This is a genomic window from Brevibacterium sp. S111 (genome assembly GCF_004745075.1).
Classification (GTDB): Bacteria; Actinomycetota; Actinomycetes; order Actinomycetales; family Brevibacteriaceae; genus Brevibacterium.
Map to the genome: position 1 here is coordinate 84,018 of NZ_RHFH01000006.1, position 18,096 is coordinate 102,113.

15 protein-coding genes are annotated in these 18,096 nt (G+C 66.8%); 5 read left to right on the forward strand and 10 right to left on the reverse strand.

Going from position 1 to position 18,096, the window contains the following annotated elements:
- Positions 1-11 precede the first annotated feature (11 nt).
- The 4 genes from infB to EB836_RS08485 all read right to left on the reverse strand — a co-directional run bounded on the left by infB (position 12) and on the right by EB836_RS08485 (position 5,056).
- A complete protein-coding gene (gene infB / locus EB836_RS08470) occupies positions 12-2,948 on the reverse strand; it encodes a translation initiation factor IF-2 (protein ID WP_135539397.1) in 2,937 nt (978 codons plus the stop codon).
- A 130-nt stretch (positions 2,949-3,078) separates the two neighbouring features.
- Positions 3,079-3,354: a YlxR family protein gene (locus EB836_RS08475; protein ID WP_135539399.1), complete on the reverse strand. Its 276-nt coding sequence runs from the start codon at positions 3,352-3,354 to the stop codon at positions 3,079-3,081.
- Between the two features lie 117 nt (positions 3,355-3,471).
- A complete protein-coding gene (gene nusA, locus EB836_RS08480) occupies positions 3,472-4,434 on the reverse strand; it encodes a transcription termination factor NusA (protein WP_135539401.1) in 963 nt (320 codons plus the stop codon).
- 157 nt (positions 4,435-4,591) lie between these two features.
- The gene (locus EB836_RS08485) at positions 4,592-5,056 is read right to left on the reverse strand and encodes a ribosome assembly cofactor RimP (protein ID WP_135539403.1); all 465 of its coding nucleotides are present in this window, start codon (positions 5,054-5,056) and stop codon (positions 4,592-4,594) included.
- A gap of 197 nt (positions 5,057-5,253) precedes the next feature.
- Here EB836_RS08485 and EB836_RS08490 point away from each other — a divergent pair, with 197 nt between their 5' ends.
- Positions 5,254-6,258 (forward strand): hypothetical protein, encoded by a 1,005-nt coding sequence (locus EB836_RS08490; protein WP_135539405.1) that lies wholly within the window; start codon positions 5,254-5,256, stop codon positions 6,256-6,258.
- The gene (locus EB836_RS08495) at positions 6,255-7,274 is read left to right on the forward strand and encodes an aminoglycoside phosphotransferase family protein (protein WP_135539407.1); all 1,020 of its coding nucleotides are present in this window, start codon (positions 6,255-6,257) and stop codon (positions 7,272-7,274) included. Before EB836_RS08490 ends, EB836_RS08495 begins: the two co-directional genes overlap by 4 nt.
- 51 nt (positions 7,275-7,325) lie before the next feature.
- Here the strand turns inward: EB836_RS08495 and EB836_RS08500 are convergent, their stop codons facing one another.
- On the reverse strand, positions 7,326-8,150 hold the full coding sequence (locus EB836_RS08500) for a TSUP family transporter (RefSeq protein ID WP_240689744.1): 825 nt from the start codon (positions 8,148-8,150) through the stop codon (positions 7,326-7,328).
- A 9-nt stretch (positions 8,151-8,159) separates the two neighbouring features.
- Entirely contained in the window at positions 8,160-10,034 is a 1,875-nt protein-coding gene (locus tag EB836_RS08505; protein ID WP_135539409.1) for a proline--tRNA ligase, read from the reverse strand.
- Between the two features lie 242 nt (positions 10,035-10,276).
- Here EB836_RS08505 and EB836_RS08510 point away from each other — a divergent pair, with 242 nt between their 5' ends.
- Together EB836_RS08510 and EB836_RS08515 are read left to right on the forward strand one after the other, a co-directional pair.
- The gene (locus tag EB836_RS08510) at positions 10,277-11,023 is read left to right on the forward strand and encodes an NUDIX domain-containing protein (protein ID WP_135539411.1); all 747 of its coding nucleotides are present in this window, start codon (positions 10,277-10,279) and stop codon (positions 11,021-11,023) included.
- Positions 11,020-11,436 carry an RNA-binding S4 domain-containing protein gene (locus EB836_RS08515; protein WP_135539413.1) on the forward strand — a complete coding sequence of 139 codons (417 nt, stop codon included), beginning with the start codon at positions 11,020-11,022 and terminating at the stop codon, positions 11,434-11,436. Before EB836_RS08510 ends, EB836_RS08515 begins: the two co-directional genes overlap by 4 nt.
- Positions 11,437-11,450: 14 nt before the next feature.
- Here the strand turns inward: EB836_RS08515 and EB836_RS08520 are convergent, their stop codons facing one another.
- Positions 11,451-12,332, reverse strand: coding sequence for a DUF4081 domain-containing GNAT family N-acetyltransferase (locus EB836_RS08520; protein ID WP_240689746.1), 882 nt, complete (start codon positions 12,330-12,332; stop codon positions 11,451-11,453).
- 89 nt (positions 12,333-12,421) lie between these two features.
- Complete coding sequence (gene ispG, locus EB836_RS08525) at positions 12,422-13,573, reverse strand: flavodoxin-dependent (E)-4-hydroxy-3-methylbut-2-enyl-diphosphate synthase (protein ID WP_135539415.1); 1,152 nt, start codon at positions 13,571-13,573, stop codon at positions 12,422-12,424.
- 236 nt (positions 13,574-13,809) lie between these two features.
- Here ispG and EB836_RS08530 point away from each other — a divergent pair, with 236 nt between their 5' ends.
- Complete coding sequence (locus tag EB836_RS08530; RefSeq protein ID WP_135539417.1) at positions 13,810-15,249, forward strand: serine hydrolase domain-containing protein; 1,440 nt, start codon at positions 13,810-13,812, stop codon at positions 15,247-15,249.
- Between the two features lie 12 nt (positions 15,250-15,261).
- Here EB836_RS08530 and EB836_RS08535 read toward each other — a convergent pair whose 3' ends face one another.
- Together EB836_RS08535 and dxr are read right to left on the reverse strand one after the other, a co-directional pair.
- Positions 15,262-16,770 carry a site-2 protease family protein gene (locus EB836_RS08535; RefSeq protein ID WP_135539418.1) on the reverse strand — a complete coding sequence of 503 codons (1,509 nt, stop codon included), beginning with the start codon at positions 16,768-16,770 and terminating at the stop codon, positions 15,262-15,264.
- Positions 16,767-18,059, reverse strand: a complete 1,293-nt coding sequence (dxr, locus tag EB836_RS08540; RefSeq protein WP_135539420.1) for a 1-deoxy-D-xylulose-5-phosphate reductoisomerase — start codon at positions 18,057-18,059, stop codon at positions 16,767-16,769. The genes EB836_RS08535 and dxr overlap by 4 nt, the downstream gene beginning before the upstream one ends.
- Positions 18,060-18,096 lie beyond the last annotated feature (37 nt).

The following is an 18,096-nucleotide window of genomic DNA, read 5'->3' on the forward strand; positions in this document are numbered from 1 at the left end:
GACTGGTCCGCTCAGTCGCGCGGCTTCTCCTGCATCTCGAAAGTCTCGATGATGTCTCCGACGCGCAGGTCGTTGAACTTGCCGAGTCCGATACCGCACTCGTAGCCCTCACGGACCTCGGTGGCATCGTCCTTGAACCGGCGCAGCGACTCGATGCTGACACTGTTGCCGATGACGACTCCGTCGCGAGTGACGCGTGCGGTCGAGTTCCTCTTGATGTGACCATCGCGGACGATCGAACCGGCGATGTTGCCGAACTTCGAGGACCGGAAGACCTCGCGGATCTCCGCGGTACCGGTCTGGACCTCTTCGTACTCGGGCTTGAGCATGCCCTTGAGCGAGCTCTCGATGTCGTCGATCGCCTGGTAGATGACCGAGTAGTAGCGGACGTCGACGCCTTCGCGGTCTGCCAGGTCGCGAGCCTTCGCTTCCGGACGGACGTTGAAGCCGATGACGATCGCGTTGTCGACCGTGGCCAGGTTGATGTCGTTCTCGGTGATCGCACCGACGCCGCGGTGGATGATCCGCAGATCGACTTCCTCGCCCACATCGATCTTGAGCAGCGAATCCTCGAGTGCTTCGACAGCACCGGAGACGTCGCCCTTGAGGATGAGGTTGAGCATGTCGACCTTGCCCTCGGCCAGCGCCTTCGTGAAGTCCTCGAGGCTGATGCGCTTGCGACCGCGGGCCTGAGCGGCATTGCGCTCGATGGCGTCGCGCTTCTCAGCGATCTGACGTGCGGTGCGGTCGTCATCGGTGGAGATGAACGAATCACCGGCACGCGGGACCGAGGACAGACCGAGGACCTGGACCGGACGGGAGGGACCGGCCTCCTCGACGAGGTTGCCGTTCTCATCGAACATCGCCCGCACACGTCCGTAGGCGGTGCCGCAGACGATGGCGTCGCCCTGGCGCAGGGTGCCGGACTCGACGAGCACGGTCGCAACCGCGCCGCGGCCCTTGTCGAGCTTGGCTTCGATCGCGATGCCGCGAGCGGACTTGTCGGGGTTGGCCCGCAGGTCCAGTGCCGCATCGGTGGTCAGGAGCACGGACTCGAGCAGCTGGTCGATGCCCTCACGCTTGAGCGCGGAGATCGGCACGAACATGGTCTCGCCGCCGTACTCTTCGGCCACGAGGTTGTACTCGGTCAGCTGCTGCATGACCTTGGCCGGGTTCGCCCCCTCCTTATCGACCTTGTTGACAGCCACGACGATCGGCACATTCGCCGCCTGAGCGTGATTGAGCGCTTCGATGGTCTGCGGCATGACACCGTCATCGGCGGCGACCACGAGGATCGCGAGGTCGGTCGACTTCGCACCGCGGGCACGCATGGCGGTGAACGCCTCGTGGCCCGGGGTGTCGAGGAAGGTGAGCTTGCGCTCCTGGCCCTCGTGGTCGACCTCGACCTGGTAGGCGCCGATGTGCTGGGTGATGCCGCCGGCTTCCCGTGCTGCCACATTGGCCGAGCGGATCGCGTCGAGCAGCTTGGTCTTACCGTGGTCGACGTGACCCATGACGGTGATGACCGGCGGACGAGCCTGGAGGTCTTCATCGTCTTCTTCGGCGGCTTCGGCATCGAGATCGATGTCGAAGGTCTCGAGCAGCTCACGGTCTTCGTCTTCGGGCGAGACGATCTCGATCTTGTAGCCGAGCTCCTCGCCGAGGATCTCGAAGGTCGCCTCGTCGAGGGACTGGGTGATCGTCGCCATCTCACCGAGGTGGAAGAGCACGGTCACGAGGTTCGTGGGATCCGTGTTGATCTTCTCGGCGAAGTCGGCCAGCGAGGAGCCGCGACGCAGACGCAGCGGCGTGTTGCCGTTTCCGCGCGGAACGGTGACGCCACCGACCGACGGAGCCTGCATCTGCTCGAGCTCTGCGCGCTTCGCCCGCTTCGACTTCCGTCCCTTCTGACGGGGACCGCCGCCGCGGCCGAATGCACCCTGGGTGCTTCCGCGACCGCGACCTGAACCGCGTCCGCCCGGACCGCCGGGACCGCGACGCGGACCGCCGCCGGGACCGCCTGCCGGAGCACCGGGACCGCCGCCGGGGGCATTGCCGCGTCCCCCGCCGCGACCGCGGCCGGGAGCGGGCTTGTTCAGTGCCGAGTTCTTCAGCATCGACGGGTTCGGGCGAGGTGCGCCCGGACGCGGTGCCGGACGCGGACCTGCCGCGGACTCCTCACCGGTGCCGCGCGGCTTCTGGCCGGGCTTCGGCATTCCCTGCGAGGGAGCAAACGGGTTGTTGCCGGGGCGTCCGCCCTGACCACCCTGACCGCCGGGACGGCCGCCGGGCTTCGGGCCGCGACCGGGCTTCGGCATTCCCTGCGAGGGAGCAAACGGGTTGTTGCCGGGGCGTGCCGATGACCGGCCCCCGGGCTTCGGCGCACCGGGCTTGGGCGCACCCGGCTTGGGGGCACCGGGCTTCGGCGCACCGGGCTTCGGCGCACCCGGCTTGGGTGCGGCAGCCGGCTTCGGTGCATCGGGCTTGGCGGAGGCGGAGCCTTCGGGCTTCGTCTCGGCCGCGGGAGCCTCGGCGGGAGTCTCTGCCTTCGGGGCAGCCGGAGCTGCGGGCTTGGCGCCCGGCTTGGCTGCCGGCTTCGACGCCGGCTTCGCTGCGGTCTCGTCCGCCTCAGCGGACTTGGACTTCTCCGGGGCCGGCTTGGCCGTCGACTTCGCGGCGGGCTTGGGTGCCGGCTTCGCACCGGGCTTCGGGGCTCCGGGCTTCGCCGCGGGCTTGGCAGCGGACTTCTTCGCGGCACCACCGGCAGACTTCTCGCCAGCGGCGGGTGCGGAATCGGCGAAGGCTTCCTTCACTCGGCGCACGACGGGCGCTTCGAGCGTCGAGGAAGCAGAGCGAACGAATTCGCCCATGTCCTGAAGCTTCTCAAGGACGTTTTTACTGGTTGTGCCGAGCTCTTTCGCGAGCTCATGGACACGGGGCTTTGCCACAGTTCTCCTGTCCGGGTTCTTTCCCGGTCAGGAAAGAACCTCATCAATGAAGAGCAGTACTCATTTCACTGCTCTCTCGATTTCCGTCTGGGTGTCATCGTGCGACACTCACAACTTGTCATCCATTCGGCTACCCGTTCTCTTTGGGTTCGGTGTCCGGCTTCGGGAGGTCCGAGGCCGTGATCTTCGTTCGAAAGGCTCGAGCGAAGGGGGCAGCGGTCCGTGCCTTGGTCAGGCACTTCTCGTCAGGGTGCACCCAGGCGCCGCGTCCCGGCAGTGTCGCTGACACGTCGTGGACGACGGCGGGGTGCTGATCGGGGCGGAAGACGAATCGCGTCAGCTCGCTCCGATCGGCCTTCTGCCGACAGGCGATGCACGTCCTTACGGGTCCATCGCCAACATTCACAATGAATGATTCTACAGCACCGACGCCACGGCGCGCGCCAAGGGGCCAGTGGTGAGGATCACTGCGGAAGGCTGTTCGCCTGCGGCGATGTCGACCGGTGGGCCGCCTCGGCGAGGATCAGTCGGCTGCGACGATGTCGATCTTCCAGCCGGTGAGCTTCGCGGCCAGGCGGGCGTTCTGCCCTTCCTTGCCGATGGCCAGTGAGAGCTGGTCGGTCGGTACGACGGCGCGGGATTCTTGGGCGGCTGCGTCGAGGATCTCGACACTTCTGGCCTTCGCCGGCGACAGCGCGTGGGCGATGAACTTCGCCGGATCGTCGGAGTAGTCGACGATGTCGATCTTCTCCTGGCCGAGCTCGTTCATGACTGCCCGCACACGGGATCCGAGCTCGCCGATGCACGAGCCCTTCGCGTTGACGCCGGGCTTCGTGGCGCGCACCGCGAGTTTCGTGCGATGGCCGGCCTCACGGGCCAGGGACACGATCTCGACGGTGCCGTCGGCGATCTCCGGGGCCTCATGGGCGAAGAGACGGCGCACGAGGTTCGGGTGGGTGCGGGAAACGGTGACCGAGGTGCCCTTCTGCCCCTTGTGGACGTCGGCGATGTAGACGCGCAGACGAGTGCCGTGGGTGTATTCCTCGCCGGGGACCTGTTCGTGCGGGGGCAGAACGGCCTCGACATCGCCGAGGTCGACCTGGACCATCTGCGGATCCCTGCCCTGCTGGATGGTACCCGAGGCGATCTCGCCCTCGCGGCCCTTGAACGTGCCGAGCACGGTTTCGTCCTCGACGTCGCGCAGGCGCTGGTAGATGACCTGCCTGGCGGTCTGGGCGGCAATGCGGCCGAAGCCGGTGGGGGTGTCGTCGAATTCGCCGATCGGGTTGTCGTCGTTGTCGAACTCAACAGCGAGAATGCGCACCTCACCGGAGGACTTGTCGAGCTCTGCGCGGGCGTCGGGCCACGCACCCTCGGTCTTCTGGTAGGCGAGGTAGAGAGCCTGTTCGATGAGTTCGACGAGGGTCTCCAGCGGAATCTCACGCTCTCGTTCGATCACGCGCAGAACATTGAGATCGATGTCCATATGCCTATGTCCTCTCCGGCTCACTCAAGCATTGCAGCTCACTCGAGCGTTGAATTGTCTGTGTTCACTTATGCAGGCGTAACAGTCTATCCCAGTCCGCGCCCGCACCGTATCAGCGAAGCCCCACGTTCGGCCGCGGCGGAACGTCAGTTCGACCTCAGCGGAACTTCAATTCCACCTGCGCCGTGCGGATGTCGTCGAGCGGCACCTGCTTCGTCTGCCTGTTCTGGGGGTTCGTTCCCGTGATCGAAGTCTCCCCCACCTCGGCGAGGTCGAGTTTGAAAGTGTCCTTCTTCGTCGTGATCTCCAGGCGGCGGCCGATCACGCGGCGGAAGTGACGCGGGGTCTCGAGCTTGCGTGTGGCACCGGGGCTGGTGACCTCGAGCTGGTAGGGCTTGTCTCGGAAGATCTCGACCTCGTCGAGGGCGGCGCCGACGATCTTCGTCGATTCGGCGATCTTCTCCATCGACATCGGATCCGTGCTCGACTCATCGAGGTCGACGACGACGGTGAGCGTGCGGCGGGGGCCTGCGGCGACGGCCTTGACGTTCTCCAGGTGGAATCCCGCGGATTCCAGGGGTGGGGCGAGCAGACCCTTGATCCGTTCGATGTCCTCGTCCATATCTCCTCCTCGTCACTGGACGGCCCACTCGCCGAGGCGGCGGCGTGGGTGCGGTGGCCCGTGCGCATGCCCGGTCGACCGTTTCACCCCACCCTAAGCGACACCCTCGCTCGACGTTAAGCATCCGATCCGCGGGGCGAGTTTCCGCCCGGACTGTGCGTCCGGGCCGGCCGGTGGGCATCCGATAGGATTGCCGTATGCGTTTTCCCGTCAGTCGCCGCGTCCTCCTGACTACCGGCGTCAGCGGAATGAGTCTGAGTCTGCTCACGGCCTGTGGCCTGCGCATCGACTCCGACCCCGACATCCCCACCCTCGATTCCACGCAGCAGCTGCGCAACCGCATCGCACGCATCCTCGACGCCGCCTCCCCCGGCTCCGGTGACCCGGAAACCGCTGGTGAGGATCTTGCCGATTTCAAGACGGCGATCGGCCCCGAGTGGAACCCGCCGACGGAGTTCGCCACCGATCCTCCCCCGACGGAGGAATCACGCCCATTCGTCGACGCCGCCGAGGTCGTCCTCAAGGCCGTCTTCTCAGCGTCGTCGCCGCTCGGATCGGGCCTCATCCCCGTCCTGGCCGACGTCGCGACCGGGCTGGCACTGACGGCCGGGACGAAGCGGCCCGAGCTCATCGACACTGCCGATGACCTCATCCGCACCGGGCGTGAGGACATGTCCGACCGTGCGCAGCCGTCGGCAGCCGCCGAGGATGCCGAGGGCGGCGAGGATGGCGAGGGCAGCGAGGATGGTAACGGCAGCGGCGATTCCCCGTCCGGCGGTGCGGAGGATCGGCAGGCGATGTTCAACGCGATCCTCAATCAGTCGCGGGCGGCGGCCTACGGCTACGAACGCCTGGCCGTGAATTTCCCGGTCAAGTCCTCTCAACGCAAGAGGGCGCTGGCCCGGCTCGAGTCCCTGGGGGCCCTGTCCGGGGAGATGCTCGAACTCCTCGGCGAGAAGCAGGCGGACCCGAACGCCTCGGCGTGGAAACTCGAGCCCACCCCCACGGATGCCGAGTCGGCGAAGGAGCTCGCCCTCAATCTCGAAGACGGCGTGGCCGCCTCGGTGCTGCCGTGGTTGGACGGTGACGCCTCGGCGATCCTGCGGTTGTGGGAATCGGCGCGGGCACGCACGGTCTTCGCCGCACCGCAGCCGCTGCGTTTTTCCTACGACGATCCGGGACGGGCGGAGGCGACGAAGTGAGGGTTCCACCTGTTCTCTACCGGTCCACTCGCGACATCATCGGCGAGTTCCGCACCGATGCCTGGGTCGCGGCGCTCGATTTCATGGCCACTGAGCTCCTCGATCGGTGGAAGCTGCGCTTCGACGATGTGCCCGGCTCCCCGTGGGCCGGCTGCGAATCGCTGGTCATTCCGGTGCTCACTCAGGAGAACTATCAGGGTGTGCTGCGGTTCGCGGCCCCCACCTCGGCGCATACCGCCGCGCATGCGCAGGTGCTGCGCGCGTTGAAGATGTGGAACGGGCACGGCGCCGTGCGGGTCATCCGCGATGATCGCAGCTTCCGCGTGACCCTGCAGGAGCGTCTGCGCACGAAGGACAATCTCTCGGTGCTGCCCTTGGCCGATGTGCCTCCCGTGTGGGGTGCCCTGCAGCGGTCTCTGGAGATTCCGGCGGCGGCGGAGTTCCTGCGCGTCCAGGACGTCGTCGGCGGGTGGCTGAACAGCTTCGATGCCGATGCCGGGTTGCTCACCGGGTGGTCGGAGGCAGGCCCGAATGATCGGCTGTTGCTGTCGTTCGCCCGCAATTGGATGCAGACCTTGGCCTCCTCGGATGAGAACTGGCTCATCCACGCCGACCTGCACTACTACAACATCCTTGCCGGCAATCCGGATCCGACGGGCATTTCGACGTGGAAGGCCATCGACCCGCAGCCTCTGGCCGGGCCGACCGCCTATACCTTGGCCCCGGTGCTGTGGAATCGTCTGGCCGAGATCCCGTCGAACCATCCGCAGGCGCAGGCGGCGTGGCTGCGCGGTTTCGCCACGGACCTGGCCCTGTGCGCGCGCATCGACCCGCAGTACGGGATGGGAGCGACCGTGGCCCGCGAGATCACGAACATGTTCTGGTATCTGCGCTCGGCCTCCGAGGGGTCGACGTCGAGCCTGGCCGATGCGGCGCGTTCCCTGTGGGTCGCCCGCGCTCTGTCCGGCGCCGACGTGGCCGGAGTCAACGCCCACGCCCTCAAACCCATCGGCTAATTGCTACCTGACGGCGGCCCAGCAACCTCGCGCGAGGTTGCTGGGCCGCCGTCAGGTAGCAAGGGGTGGGTGGATGAGGGTGGTCAGGATGTCGAAGCCGAGTTTGAGGATCATCGCGGAGACCACGACGACGAAGATGACGCGGACGAACCCGGACCCCTTCTTCAGCGCGGTCCGAGCCCCGAAGATGCCGCCGGCGACGTTTCCGACCGCCACGACCATTCCGAGCAGCCACACCACCTGACCATCGGGGACGAAGTAGACGAGCGCACCGAAGTTCGTCGCCCAGTTGATGACCTTGGCCGTGGCCGAGGCCTGCAGGAACGAGAACCCGATGACCGAGACGAAGGCGATGACGAGGAACGATCCCGTCCCCGGCCCGAGCACCCCGTCATAGACGCCGATGACGAGCCCGATGAGCCATGACAGCGCATGGTGCCGCTTCGACGTCTCCCCGAACCGCAGGCTCGCATCCGCGCCGAGGCTGGGGTTGAGCAGCGTGAACAGTCCGACCCCGATCAGAGCGAGCAGGATGATCGGCGTGAACAATGCGGAGGGAACCAGGGTCGCAAGCTTCGCCCCGAGCACAGCGCCGAGGAACGCCGAGGCAGCCGCCGGGATCGTCGCCGACCGATCCGGGGTGATCTTGCGCAGATACGTGATCGCCGAGGCGGTCGTGCCCGCGATCGACCCGATCTTGTTCGTCGCGACCGCCTGGACCGGGGTCATCCCCGGGACGAGCAGCAGCGCGGGCAGCTGGATGAGTCCACCCCCGCCGACGACCGCATCGATCCACCCGGCCAGGACTCCTGCGGCGAGCAGCCACAGGACCATGGCCACGGTGACATCGATGCCGCCGGTGAGCGCTTCGAACACCGAGGAGGCTCAGTCGTTCGCGTCGGCGGTGTCGGACGCGTCCGCGCCGTCGGCAGCCACCGCCGCATCGGCTGCATCGTTCGCCTTCGCATATGCTGCGCGCACTCGTGCCACGGTCGACGGCACCACCTCGGCGACGGGGACATCGCCCTTGCCGTCACCGAGACGGTCGCGGACCTCGACGACACCGTCGGCCAGCCCCCGTCCGACGACGATGACCGTGGGGATGCCGATGAGTTCGGCATCGGCGAACTTGAAGCCCGGTGAGACCTTGTTGCGGTCGTCGAGCAGGACGCTGACACCTTCGGCTTCGAGCTCGGCGGTCATGGTCTCGGCCGCTTCGGCGATCTCGTCGCCCTTGCCGGCGACGACGATGTGGACATCGGCCGGGGCCAGATGCTGGGGCCACAGCAGGCCGTTCTCCGAGTGGTACTCCTCGGCGATGCAGGCCATGACGCGGGTGACGCCGAGCCCGTAGGAGCCCATCGTCACGGTCTGCGCCTTCCCGTTCTGGTCAAGCACCTTGAGGTCGAGGGCTTCGGCGTACTTGCGGCCGAGCTTGAAGATCTGACCGATCTCAACGCCGCGAGCCAGTTCCAGGGGTCCCGAACCGTCCGGTGCGGGGTCGCCGAGAACCACCTGGGCGGCTTCGATCGTGCCGTCGGCGGTGAAGTCACGACCGGCGACGAGGTCGAAGACGTGACGTCCGGGTTCGTTGGCTCCGGTGATCCAGCGCGTGCCGTCGACGACACGGGGGTCGAGCAGGTAGCGGATCTTCGAGGGCGATTCGAGACCGAGCACGGGGTCGGCCAGGTCGTTGCCGGGCCCGATGTAGCCCTTGACGAGTTCCGGGTGGGCGGCAAGATCCTCGGCGGTGGCGGCCTCGAGGCCGACCTCGCCGTTGCCGAGCATTCCGGTGCCGGCGGCCCGGTCGAGGTCGACTTCGCGATCACCGGGCAGGCCGATGACGATGATCTCGCGCGTGCCGTCGGGATGGGTGACGGCACAGACGACGTTCTTCAGTGTGTCTGCGGCCGTCCACTCGCGGTCGGCGCGCGGATGCTGAGCGTTCGCGGCGGCGACGAGGGTTTCGATCGTCGGGGTGTCCGGGGTGTCCTCGACGTGGGCGGCAGGAGATTGAGCGTACGGAATCGCCTCGGGAACGATCGAGGTCACGGCCTCGACGTTCGCGGCGTACCCGCCGGGCGAGCGCACGAAGGTGTCCTCGCCGACCTCGGAGGGGTAGATGAACTCTTCGGTGCCGGAGCCGCCCATCGCGCCCGGGGTCGCCTTGACGGGCAGGCAAGGCAGGCCGAGGCGAGCGAAGGCCCGCAGGTAGGCCACGCGCATGGCCTCATAGGAGGCGTCGAGTCCGGCATCGTCGATGTCGAAGGAGTAGGCGTCCTTCATGATGAATTCGCGTCCGCGCAGCAGTCCTGCCCGGGGCCGGGCCTCGTCGCGGTACTTCGTCTGGATCTGGTAGATCGACAGCGGCAGGTCCTTGTACGAGGAGTAGAGATCCTTGACGAGGAGGGTGAAGACCTCCTCGTGGGTGGGCGCGAGGATGTAGTCGTTGTCCCGACGGTCCTTGAGGTGGAAGAGGTCGGGTCCGAAGGCTTCCCAACGGCCCGAGGTCTTGTACGGGTCGGCCGGCAGCAGGCCGGGGAAATGGACTTCCTGGGAGCCGGCGCGCGCCATCTCTTCGCGCACGATGGCCTCGATCTTGCCGAGCACGGCCAGGCCCAGCGGCAGCCACGTGTAGATCCCCGGGGCGGACCTGCGGATGTATCCGGCGCGGTGCAGCAGTTTGTGGCTGGCCACCTCGGCGCCGACCGGGTCCTCCTTCTGGGTTCGCACGAACAGGGACGACATGCGCAGGGCCATGGGTGATTCTCCTCAACTTGTCAGGACTCTGCTCGAACACTATCGCACGCGGGCGAGGGTCAGGGAATCGGCGCGGACGAATCCGCGCGGGCAGGATTTCGCTCACCGGTGAGAGAGGATTCGTCACCCGGCCGAAGAGAATTAGACTGGTGCGTGCTGCACGGAAGTCCAGCACCAAGCGAGACCTGCGGTCACCTCGCCGACCACCTGCACCGACGACGAATTCGAACGATACGAAGAGCATGCCTGATCCGAGTCAACTCACGCAGTTCCCGCGGCCCTCGGTCGCGGTCGACACCGCGGTCCTCTGCCCCGTGCCCGGCCGCGGCCTGCATGTTCTCATGACCCATCCCGGGGATGGGGTCTGGCAGCTGCCCGGGTCGATCCTGCGTCCGCAGGAACGGCTCGCCGAGGCGGTCGCCCGGTGCCTGCGCGAGAAGGCGCGGCTGGTCGACCGGGCACCGGTGCAGCTGCACGTGTTCGATCAGCCCGACCGTGACGATCGCGGGTGGGTGATCTCCGTGGCTCACCTCGATGTGCTCTCGGCCGCCGACGTCGGCCTCGCCGAGGATGATCATCCCCACCCCGCCGCCGAGGAGGCTGCGCGGGATTCCGATTACGCCGACTCCCCCGCCCACCGCCGCAGACTCGTGCCCGTGCACGAGGTCGAGGAGCTCAGTGAGGAGCATCGGGAGATCGTGCGCGTGGCCGTGCACCGGCTGCGGGCGCTGCACGAACGGACTCCGGATCCCTTCGGTCTGCTCGAAAGCGAGTTCTCGCTGCGGCAGCTGCGCGAACTCCACGAGGTTGTGGCCGGGGAGAGTCTGCAGGCCGATACGTTCCGGCGCACCATGCTGCCGCTGCTCGATCCCACCGGTCAGGCCGTGACTCAGGGGCGGGGCCGTCCCGCCCAGACGTTCACCCGCCGCTCCGAGCTGGCTCTGCGGGCCGACTCTCGCAGCCAGGAGCCCGAAGGACACCGGCGATGACCGAGATCAACCGTGATGCGGCAAAGCACATGCGCGTCGACGTGTGGCTGTGGACGACGCGGATGTTCAAGACCCGCAATCTCGCCACTCAGGCCTGCCGAGGCGGGCATGTGCAGGTCGACGGTCAGCGGGTCAAAGCCGCACAGAAGGTGACGATCGGCCAAGAGGTCCGGGTGCGCAAGGCCGGGTCCGAATTCACCTGGAAGATCACCGGCTTCATCCCGACCCGGATGCAGGCGTCCGTCGCAGTGAAGTGCTACGAAGATCTCACTCCCCCGCCGGACCCGGCTCTGCGCGGGTTCGTGCCCCGTCGCGACAAAGGGCTGGGGCGTCCGACGAAGAAGGACCGTCGGGAGATGGAGAAGTTCTTAGGCGACATGGCCAAGCCCCAGTCCCGCAACCGCCGCGACTGAGGTTTACCACCCGGTCAGTACATGACGGTGGCGAAGGTGCCGACCTGGTCGAAGCCGACGCGGGCGTACATCCGAAGCGCGGACTCGTTGTAGTCATTGGCATACAGGCTCACCGTGGAATGGCCCTTGTCGCGCGTGCGTTGGACGACGGCGGCCATCCCGGCCGCCCCGAGCCCCTGGTTGCGCACCTCAGGATGGACCCACACGCCCTGGACCTGGACGATGCGGCGGGCCCGAATGCCGATATCGGCTTTGAACAGCACCTGCTCGTCCTGTTCCGTCGCCGGCCATCGGGGCACGGCTCCACCATCGGGCAGAGTGGTCGAGATCCGGGCGTAGCAGTTCTTGCTGCGGATGATGCCGCGCACCCGAGACAGGTAACCGGCGGTGCCGTCTTCGACGGGTGAGAATCCGACCTCTTTGGTGAACATGTCGACGCTGGCGGGAAACACCGCGCCGAGGTCATCGAGGGTCACCCGGTGAACGTGTTCGTCCGGAGTCACGAGCGGATCCGAACTGATCGCCAGCAGCGGCTGGCGCTGCCTGACGCCTCGCGGTCGACCCCAGTTCAGGCGCGACTGCAGGTCGAGGATGACGGTGCGCTCACCGATGAGCGAACAGGAGACGCGGCCATCGGCATTGAGTTTGCGTGCCAGCACCTCGTTCGTCTCCGGCGTCGCCGCGACCGGGATGATGTTCCCGCCCACCCAGTAGGCGGCCACCGGCCGGTCGCGGTCGAAGACCCCGTAGAGAGTCCCGGCGGGCGAGCCGAGTCGGGCGGTGCCGGTGACTTCGAGCAGGGAGATGAGGTAGACGTTCTGGCAGGGGTTGCGGGCGAGCAGGTCTGTCAGCCACTGCGTATGCTGATGCTCCAGTCGCGCGATTCTCAGCACCATCTGCCCGTGCACTCTTCCCTGACGCTGTCCGTGGCCGTCACGAAGGAGGCGGCCCGGATGATGAACGTGTTCGACTCAAGGTATCGCACTCACCCGACGACGACCGCAGGCGGGCCCGATGAGTCCCCGGTGGCATCCTCGGCGATCCGGTTGGCCTCCTCGATGAGCGTCTGGACGATCTCGGATTCGGGCACGGTCTTGATGACCTCCCCCTTGACGAAGATCTGGCCCTTGCCGTTTCCGCTGGCGACTCCGAGGTCGGCGTCGCGGGCTTCACCGGGGCCGTTGACCACGCAGCCCATGACCGCCACGCGCAGCGGCACTTCCATGCCTTCGAGCCCGGCGGTGACCTCCTCGGCGAGGGTGTACACGTCGACCTGAGCCCGACCGCACGAAGGGCAGGAGACGATCTCGAGCCGGCGCGGGCGCAGGTTGAGCGATTCGAGGATCTGGTTGCCGACCTTGACCTCTTCGGCCGGAGGCGCGGACAGGGAGACGCGGATCGTGTCGCCGATGCCCTCGGCGAGCAGGTGGCCGAAGGCGGTCGCGGACTTGATGGTGCCCTGGAAGGCGGGTCCTGCCTCGGTCACACCCAAGTGCAGCGGCCAGTCCCCGCGTTCGGCGAGCAGTTCGTAGGCGCGGACCATGATCACCGGGTCGTGGTGCTTGACGGAGATCTTGAAGTCATAGAACCCGTGCTCTTCGAACAGGGAGGCTTCCCACAGCGCGGATTCGACGAGTGCTTCCGGGGTGGCCTTGCCGTACTTGTCCATGAGTCGTCTGTCCAGGGAACCGGCGTTGACGCCGATGCGGATGGACACTCCGGCGTCGGCGGCGGCCTTCGAGATCTCACGCACCTGATCGTCGAACTTCCGGATGTTGCCCGGGTTGACGCGCACTCCCGCACATCCGGCGTCGATCGCGGCGAAGACGTACTTGGGTTGGAAGTGGATGTCGGCGATGACAGGGATCTGGGACTTCCCGGCGATGATCGGCAGGGCCGCGGCATCCTCGGCCGTCGGGCAGGCGACACGCACGATGTCGCAGCCGGCTGCGGTGAGTTCGGCGATCTGCTGCAGGGTCGCGTTGATGTCGGTCGTCGGCGTCGTCGTCATCGACTGCACGCTCACCGGGGATTCGGATCCGACCCCGACCTTGCCGACCTGGATCTGCCGGGTCTTCCGCCGGGGCTGAAGCACGGGAGGTGGAGCGGCGGGCATTCCGAGATTCACCGATGTCACGAAGACGATCCCTTCCGTCTGGCTGGTGACCAGCGACGATGATGGTGCCGACGCCGAGGTGGCGCCTCGCTGCGGCCGGATTGTTCGAACCACGTCCATTGTAGGACCTCTGGGCGAGTCCCGGTCGCGCGTTCGAAGGTCGATTCCGTCCCAGCCTCCCCTTCCAGTCTGCCGCCCGACCGGTAGTGTGACAGTGACCTGCCAGAACTGTGCCGGAAATGTGAAGGAGCGGACCCGTGAGCGAAGGCGCATACCCCGAACCCGACATCGAGGCGATGACCGCCTCCCTGGATGCGGAGGCGAGCGCGCTGGCCGATCAGGGTGGATCCCTGGCTTGGGGGATCTTTCGCCGAGGAGGCTCCGCACGAGCCGTCAACGCCGACGTTCCGTACCGGATCGCGTCGATGACGAAGTCCTTCACCGCCGCGGCCATCGGTCTCCTCGCCGCGGACGGCCTCGACCTCGACCGGCCGTTCGGTCGGCTTGTGCCCGAACTGGCCGGCACGGCGATCGCCGACCGCACCTGCCGGCAGGCTCTGACCATGGGCACCGGGTTCACGAAGGACGATCCGTGGGCCGACCGGATGGAGTCGATGGCCCCGGACGAGCTGATCGCCTGGCTGCGCCGCGGCACGATCGCCACAGCGCCCGCCGACACCGGTTACGAGTATTCGAACCTCGGCTATGCGGTGCTCGGCATGGTCGCCGAGGCGGTTATCGGACGCCCTTTCTCCGAGCTCGTGAGCGCGGAAGTCTTCGACCCCCTGGGACTCACGCGCACCGGTTTCGACCACACCGACTTCCCGGACCTGACACCGGGATTCCGAGTCGATGCCGACGGCGGTCTTCACCCGGCCGAGCTCACCGGGCCCGGGGTCTTCTCCCCCATCGGCGGGGTGATCTCCACGGTGGGCGACATCGGCACGTGGATGGCGGCCCACCTCGACGCGCTCGACGACCTCGATGCGGAGCCCGGAACGCTTCCGCACATTCTCACCGGCAATCAGCAGGGCCGACGGCTCATCGAGACCCAGCGCAGCGAGCACCATACGGAGACCCTGGTCTACGGGTATGGCCTGGAGACCCGGCTGGATTCGCGCTTCGGGCGAGTGGTCTGCCATTCGGGCGGCTATCCCGGCTACGGCTCGCACATGCGCTGGTTCCCCGACCTGGGGTTGAGCATCGTCGTGCTCGGCAACACCACGTACTACCCGGCTCAGCGCAGTGTTCAGAACGCCGTCGACGCCGGTTGGGCGGCAGCCATTGGGAGGCCGGGCCTGGCTCTTGACCGCAGCTCCACCTCGGCGCCGGTGCCCCGCTATGAGGCGAAGTCCGCACAGATTCAGACGGTCTTGGACGCGGCGAACCTCGTCACGCAATTCGACGACACGATCGCCGATGAGCTGTTCTCGATGAACATGGACCTCGACGAACCCCGGGACGAACGACGGGAGCGCTTCACAAGGTGGCGGGCGACCAAGCAGGTCACGGCCCCGTTCACCGAAGCGGACCTGACCATGGTCTCCCCGCTGCGCGGAGTGGTCACGGTGCCGGGCAACGGGACAGCGACGGGCACCAGCGATGCAGCAGCGACGGATGCACCGGATCAGACGGTGACGATCACGGTCGGGCTCAACCACCTCGGTGAGGTGCAGGCGATCACCCTGAGCGCCTGAGGCCCTGCACCCCTATCCGCCGGCGTTGAAGATCGCGTCGAGGGTGATGGGTTTGACGAGGTCGACGTAGATGAGCAGCGCCGTCATGCACAGCATGAGTCCGATGCACACGTAGGTCAGCGGCAGCAGCTTCGCCGTGTCGAAGGGTCCGACCAGTCCGCGACCGCGCAACCGATTGATGCGGCGGCGAGCGCCTTCGTAGAGGCCGACGGCGATGTGTCCGCCGTCGAGCGGCAGCAGCGGGATCATGTTGAACGCGAAGAGGAAGATGTTGACCGAGCCGAGCATGCCCAGACCCATCTGCGCCTTGTCCATGACGTCGATGCGGTCGGTGGACACGATCTCACCCGCGATGCGGCCGACGCCGACCATGCCGACGAGCCCTTCGGCGTCGCGGTCCTTCGACCCGACCGCGACCTCGCCGATGTCGACGAGCTTGACCGGCAGGGTGACGATCGCGTGGAAGACTCCCGAGACCTGGTCCCAGACGGCTCCGGGGAATTCGCCGAGCGGCAGAGGCTGGCGATCGAACACGGGTCCGATGCCGAGGAAGCCCTGGCTCTCGGTCTGCGGGGTGCCGTCGGCGTTCATCAGCGCATTGCCGGAGTCATCGACCTTCGGACGTTCAGTCGCGATGATCGGCACCGTCACCGACGCTGCCTTTCCGTCGCGGATGTAGTCAACGTCAACGCGCTCACCGGCATGGTCTTTGATGACTGCAGACAATTGGTCCCAGTCCTTCGTCTCGACACCGGCGATCGCTGTGATCTCATCGCCGGGTTCGATCCCGGCCTCCCAGGCGGGGGTGAGCTGGTCATCGGCACGGCACGTGTTCTGCTCCGACGCGGGACGCTGCTGAGCCTCGGAGGCCGGCACCGCGCATTCGACGACGGTCTGCACCGTCGTCGTCGGCGTCATCACGCCGATGCCCAGCAGCGAGATCGCCATGATGAGGATGCCGAGGACGAGGTTGACGAAGGGTCCGGCGAACATGACAACGAGCCGCCTTGGCACGCTCAGCGCGTAGAACGTCCGGTGCTCTTCCCCCGGCTCGATCTCCTGATTCGAAAATTCCCGGGCATCAGCCATCGTGTTCTCAAACAGGCGACCCTTCCGCCGATTCCGACGTGGTGAGTCACCGTCGAGAGGCTCGCTCCGATGAAGGTCGGAATCACCCTCGCCGAGGTGGCCCGCCGTTGCCGTGACTTCACCGTCCGTCCCCGTGCCGCTGTCGACCGCAGCCACAGCACCGACCCGGTCGACGCGCTGCGTCGTTGCTTCGGCAGGCGGGTACATGCCAGGCATCGCGATGAACCCGCCGAGCGGGAACGCTTTGATGCCGTATTCGGTCTCTCCCCTGCGGAAGGAGAACAGGGTCGGGCCGAACCCAACCATGTAGTGGGTGACCTTGACCCCGAACTTCTTCGCCGGGGTGAGGTGGCCGAGTTCGTGCAAGGCGATGGAGATCGAGATGCCGATGAGGAAGAGGATGATCCCGACGATGTAGAGCACAACGGTCATGCGCGGCCCCCGTTCCCTGCAGAGTCGTGCGCGGAATTCCGGGCAGAATCGCGTGCGGAGTCGCGCGCAGGCTTCTGGGCCGCCTTCTGTTCTGCGACGTCGGTGTGGGCGAACTCGCGGGCCCAAGCATCGGCTGCGAGCACGGTGTCCACGGTGTGTGCGGCGGCCGGTTCGTGCGCGGCCAGGGCTCGGGCGAGGCCTTTGTCGATTCCTGTGAACGGAATGTCACCGGCGATGAACGCTGCTACGAACACCTCGTTGGCGGCGTTGAGCACCGCCGGATAGCTGCGTCCCTTCCGCCCGGCATCGATGGACAGGCCGAGTGCCGGGAACGCGAGATGGTTGACGGGTTCGAACGACCAGTGCATGGGCTGGCCCCAGTTGTTCGCCACCGCGCCCGAGGACAGACGTTTCGTCGTTCCATCGTCCTCAGTGCCCAGGGCGTAGGAGATGGGCAGTCGCATGTCCGGCGGGGAGATCTGCGCGATCGTCGAGGCGTCGCTGAATTCGACCATCGAGTGGATGTGGGACTGCGGGTGGACGACGACTTCGATGTGGTCGAAGTCGATGTCGAAGAGCAGATGGGCTTCGATGACTTCGAGGCCCTTGTTGACCAGAGTCGCGGAGTTGATGGTGATCATCGACCCCATCGACCATGTGGGATGGTTGAGCGCCTGTGCCGGGCTGACACGGCGCAGGGCATCGCGAGTCATGCCGCGGAAGGGCCCGCCCGAGGCGGTGATGATGAGTTTGCTGACCTCACCGTGGGTGCCGGCGCGCAGTGCCTGCGCGATCGCCGAATGCTCGCTGTCGACGGGAATGAGCCGGGCACCGGTGGCACGGGCGGCGTCGAGGACGATGGAGCCGCCGATGATGAGGGATTCCTTGTTCGCCAGAGCCACATCGGTGCCCTGGGCGAGGGCGGCCAGGGTCGTGCCCAGGCCGGCGGCACCGGTGATCGCGTTGAGGATCATATCCGCGTCCAGGCCCGCAACCGCCTCGGCGGCGGTGTCGCCGAGGTGGATGACCTCGACGGGATCGGCGATTCCTCGCTGCGCGGCCATCTCAGACAGGCGCGCACGCACTTCGGCCTCTCCCCCGGCCGGTGGGGTCGTGAGCCCGATGACGGGAACGCCGAAGGTCAGCGCCTGGTCGGCCAGCAGATCGAGTTGGGATCCGGCGGCGAGGCCGACGATCCGATGCTCGTCCCGATGTCCACGGAGAACATCGAGGGCCTGGGTGCCGACCGAACCGGTGGAGCCGACTACAATGAAGCTACGTTTACTCACGCCAACCGATGATGCCAAAGTTCTCTGGGAAATGACT

Bases quoted from the DNA above. Each gene is read 5' to 3' on its own strand.
- EB836_RS08535 (WP_135539418.1), bottom strand. From the start codon at position 16,770: ATGACCGTTGTGCTCTACATCGTCGGGATCATCCTCTTCCTCATCGGC.
- EB836_RS08520 (WP_240689746.1), bottom strand. From the start codon at position 12,332: ATGGTGCTGAGAATCGCGCGACTGGAGCATCAGCATACGCAGTGGCTG.
- EB836_RS08510 (WP_135539411.1), top strand. From the start codon at position 10,277: ATGCCTGATCCGAGTCAACTCACGCAGTTCCCGCGGCCCTCGGTCGCG.
- EB836_RS08485 (WP_135539403.1), bottom strand. From the start codon at position 5,056: ATGGACGAGGACATCGAACGGATCAAGGGTCTGCTCGCCCCACCCCTG.
- EB836_RS08505 (WP_135539409.1), bottom strand. From the start codon at position 10,034: ATGGCCCTGCGCATGTCGTCCCTGTTCGTGCGAACCCAGAAGGAGGAC.
- EB836_RS08490 (WP_135539405.1), top strand. From the start codon at position 5,254: ATGCGTTTTCCCGTCAGTCGCCGCGTCCTCCTGACTACCGGCGTCAGC.
- nusA (WP_135539401.1), bottom strand. From the start codon at position 4,434: ATGGACATCGATCTCAATGTTCTGCGCGTGATCGAACGAGAGCGTGAG.
- EB836_RS08515 (WP_135539413.1), top strand. From the start codon at position 11,020: ATGACCGAGATCAACCGTGATGCGGCAAAGCACATGCGCGTCGACGTG.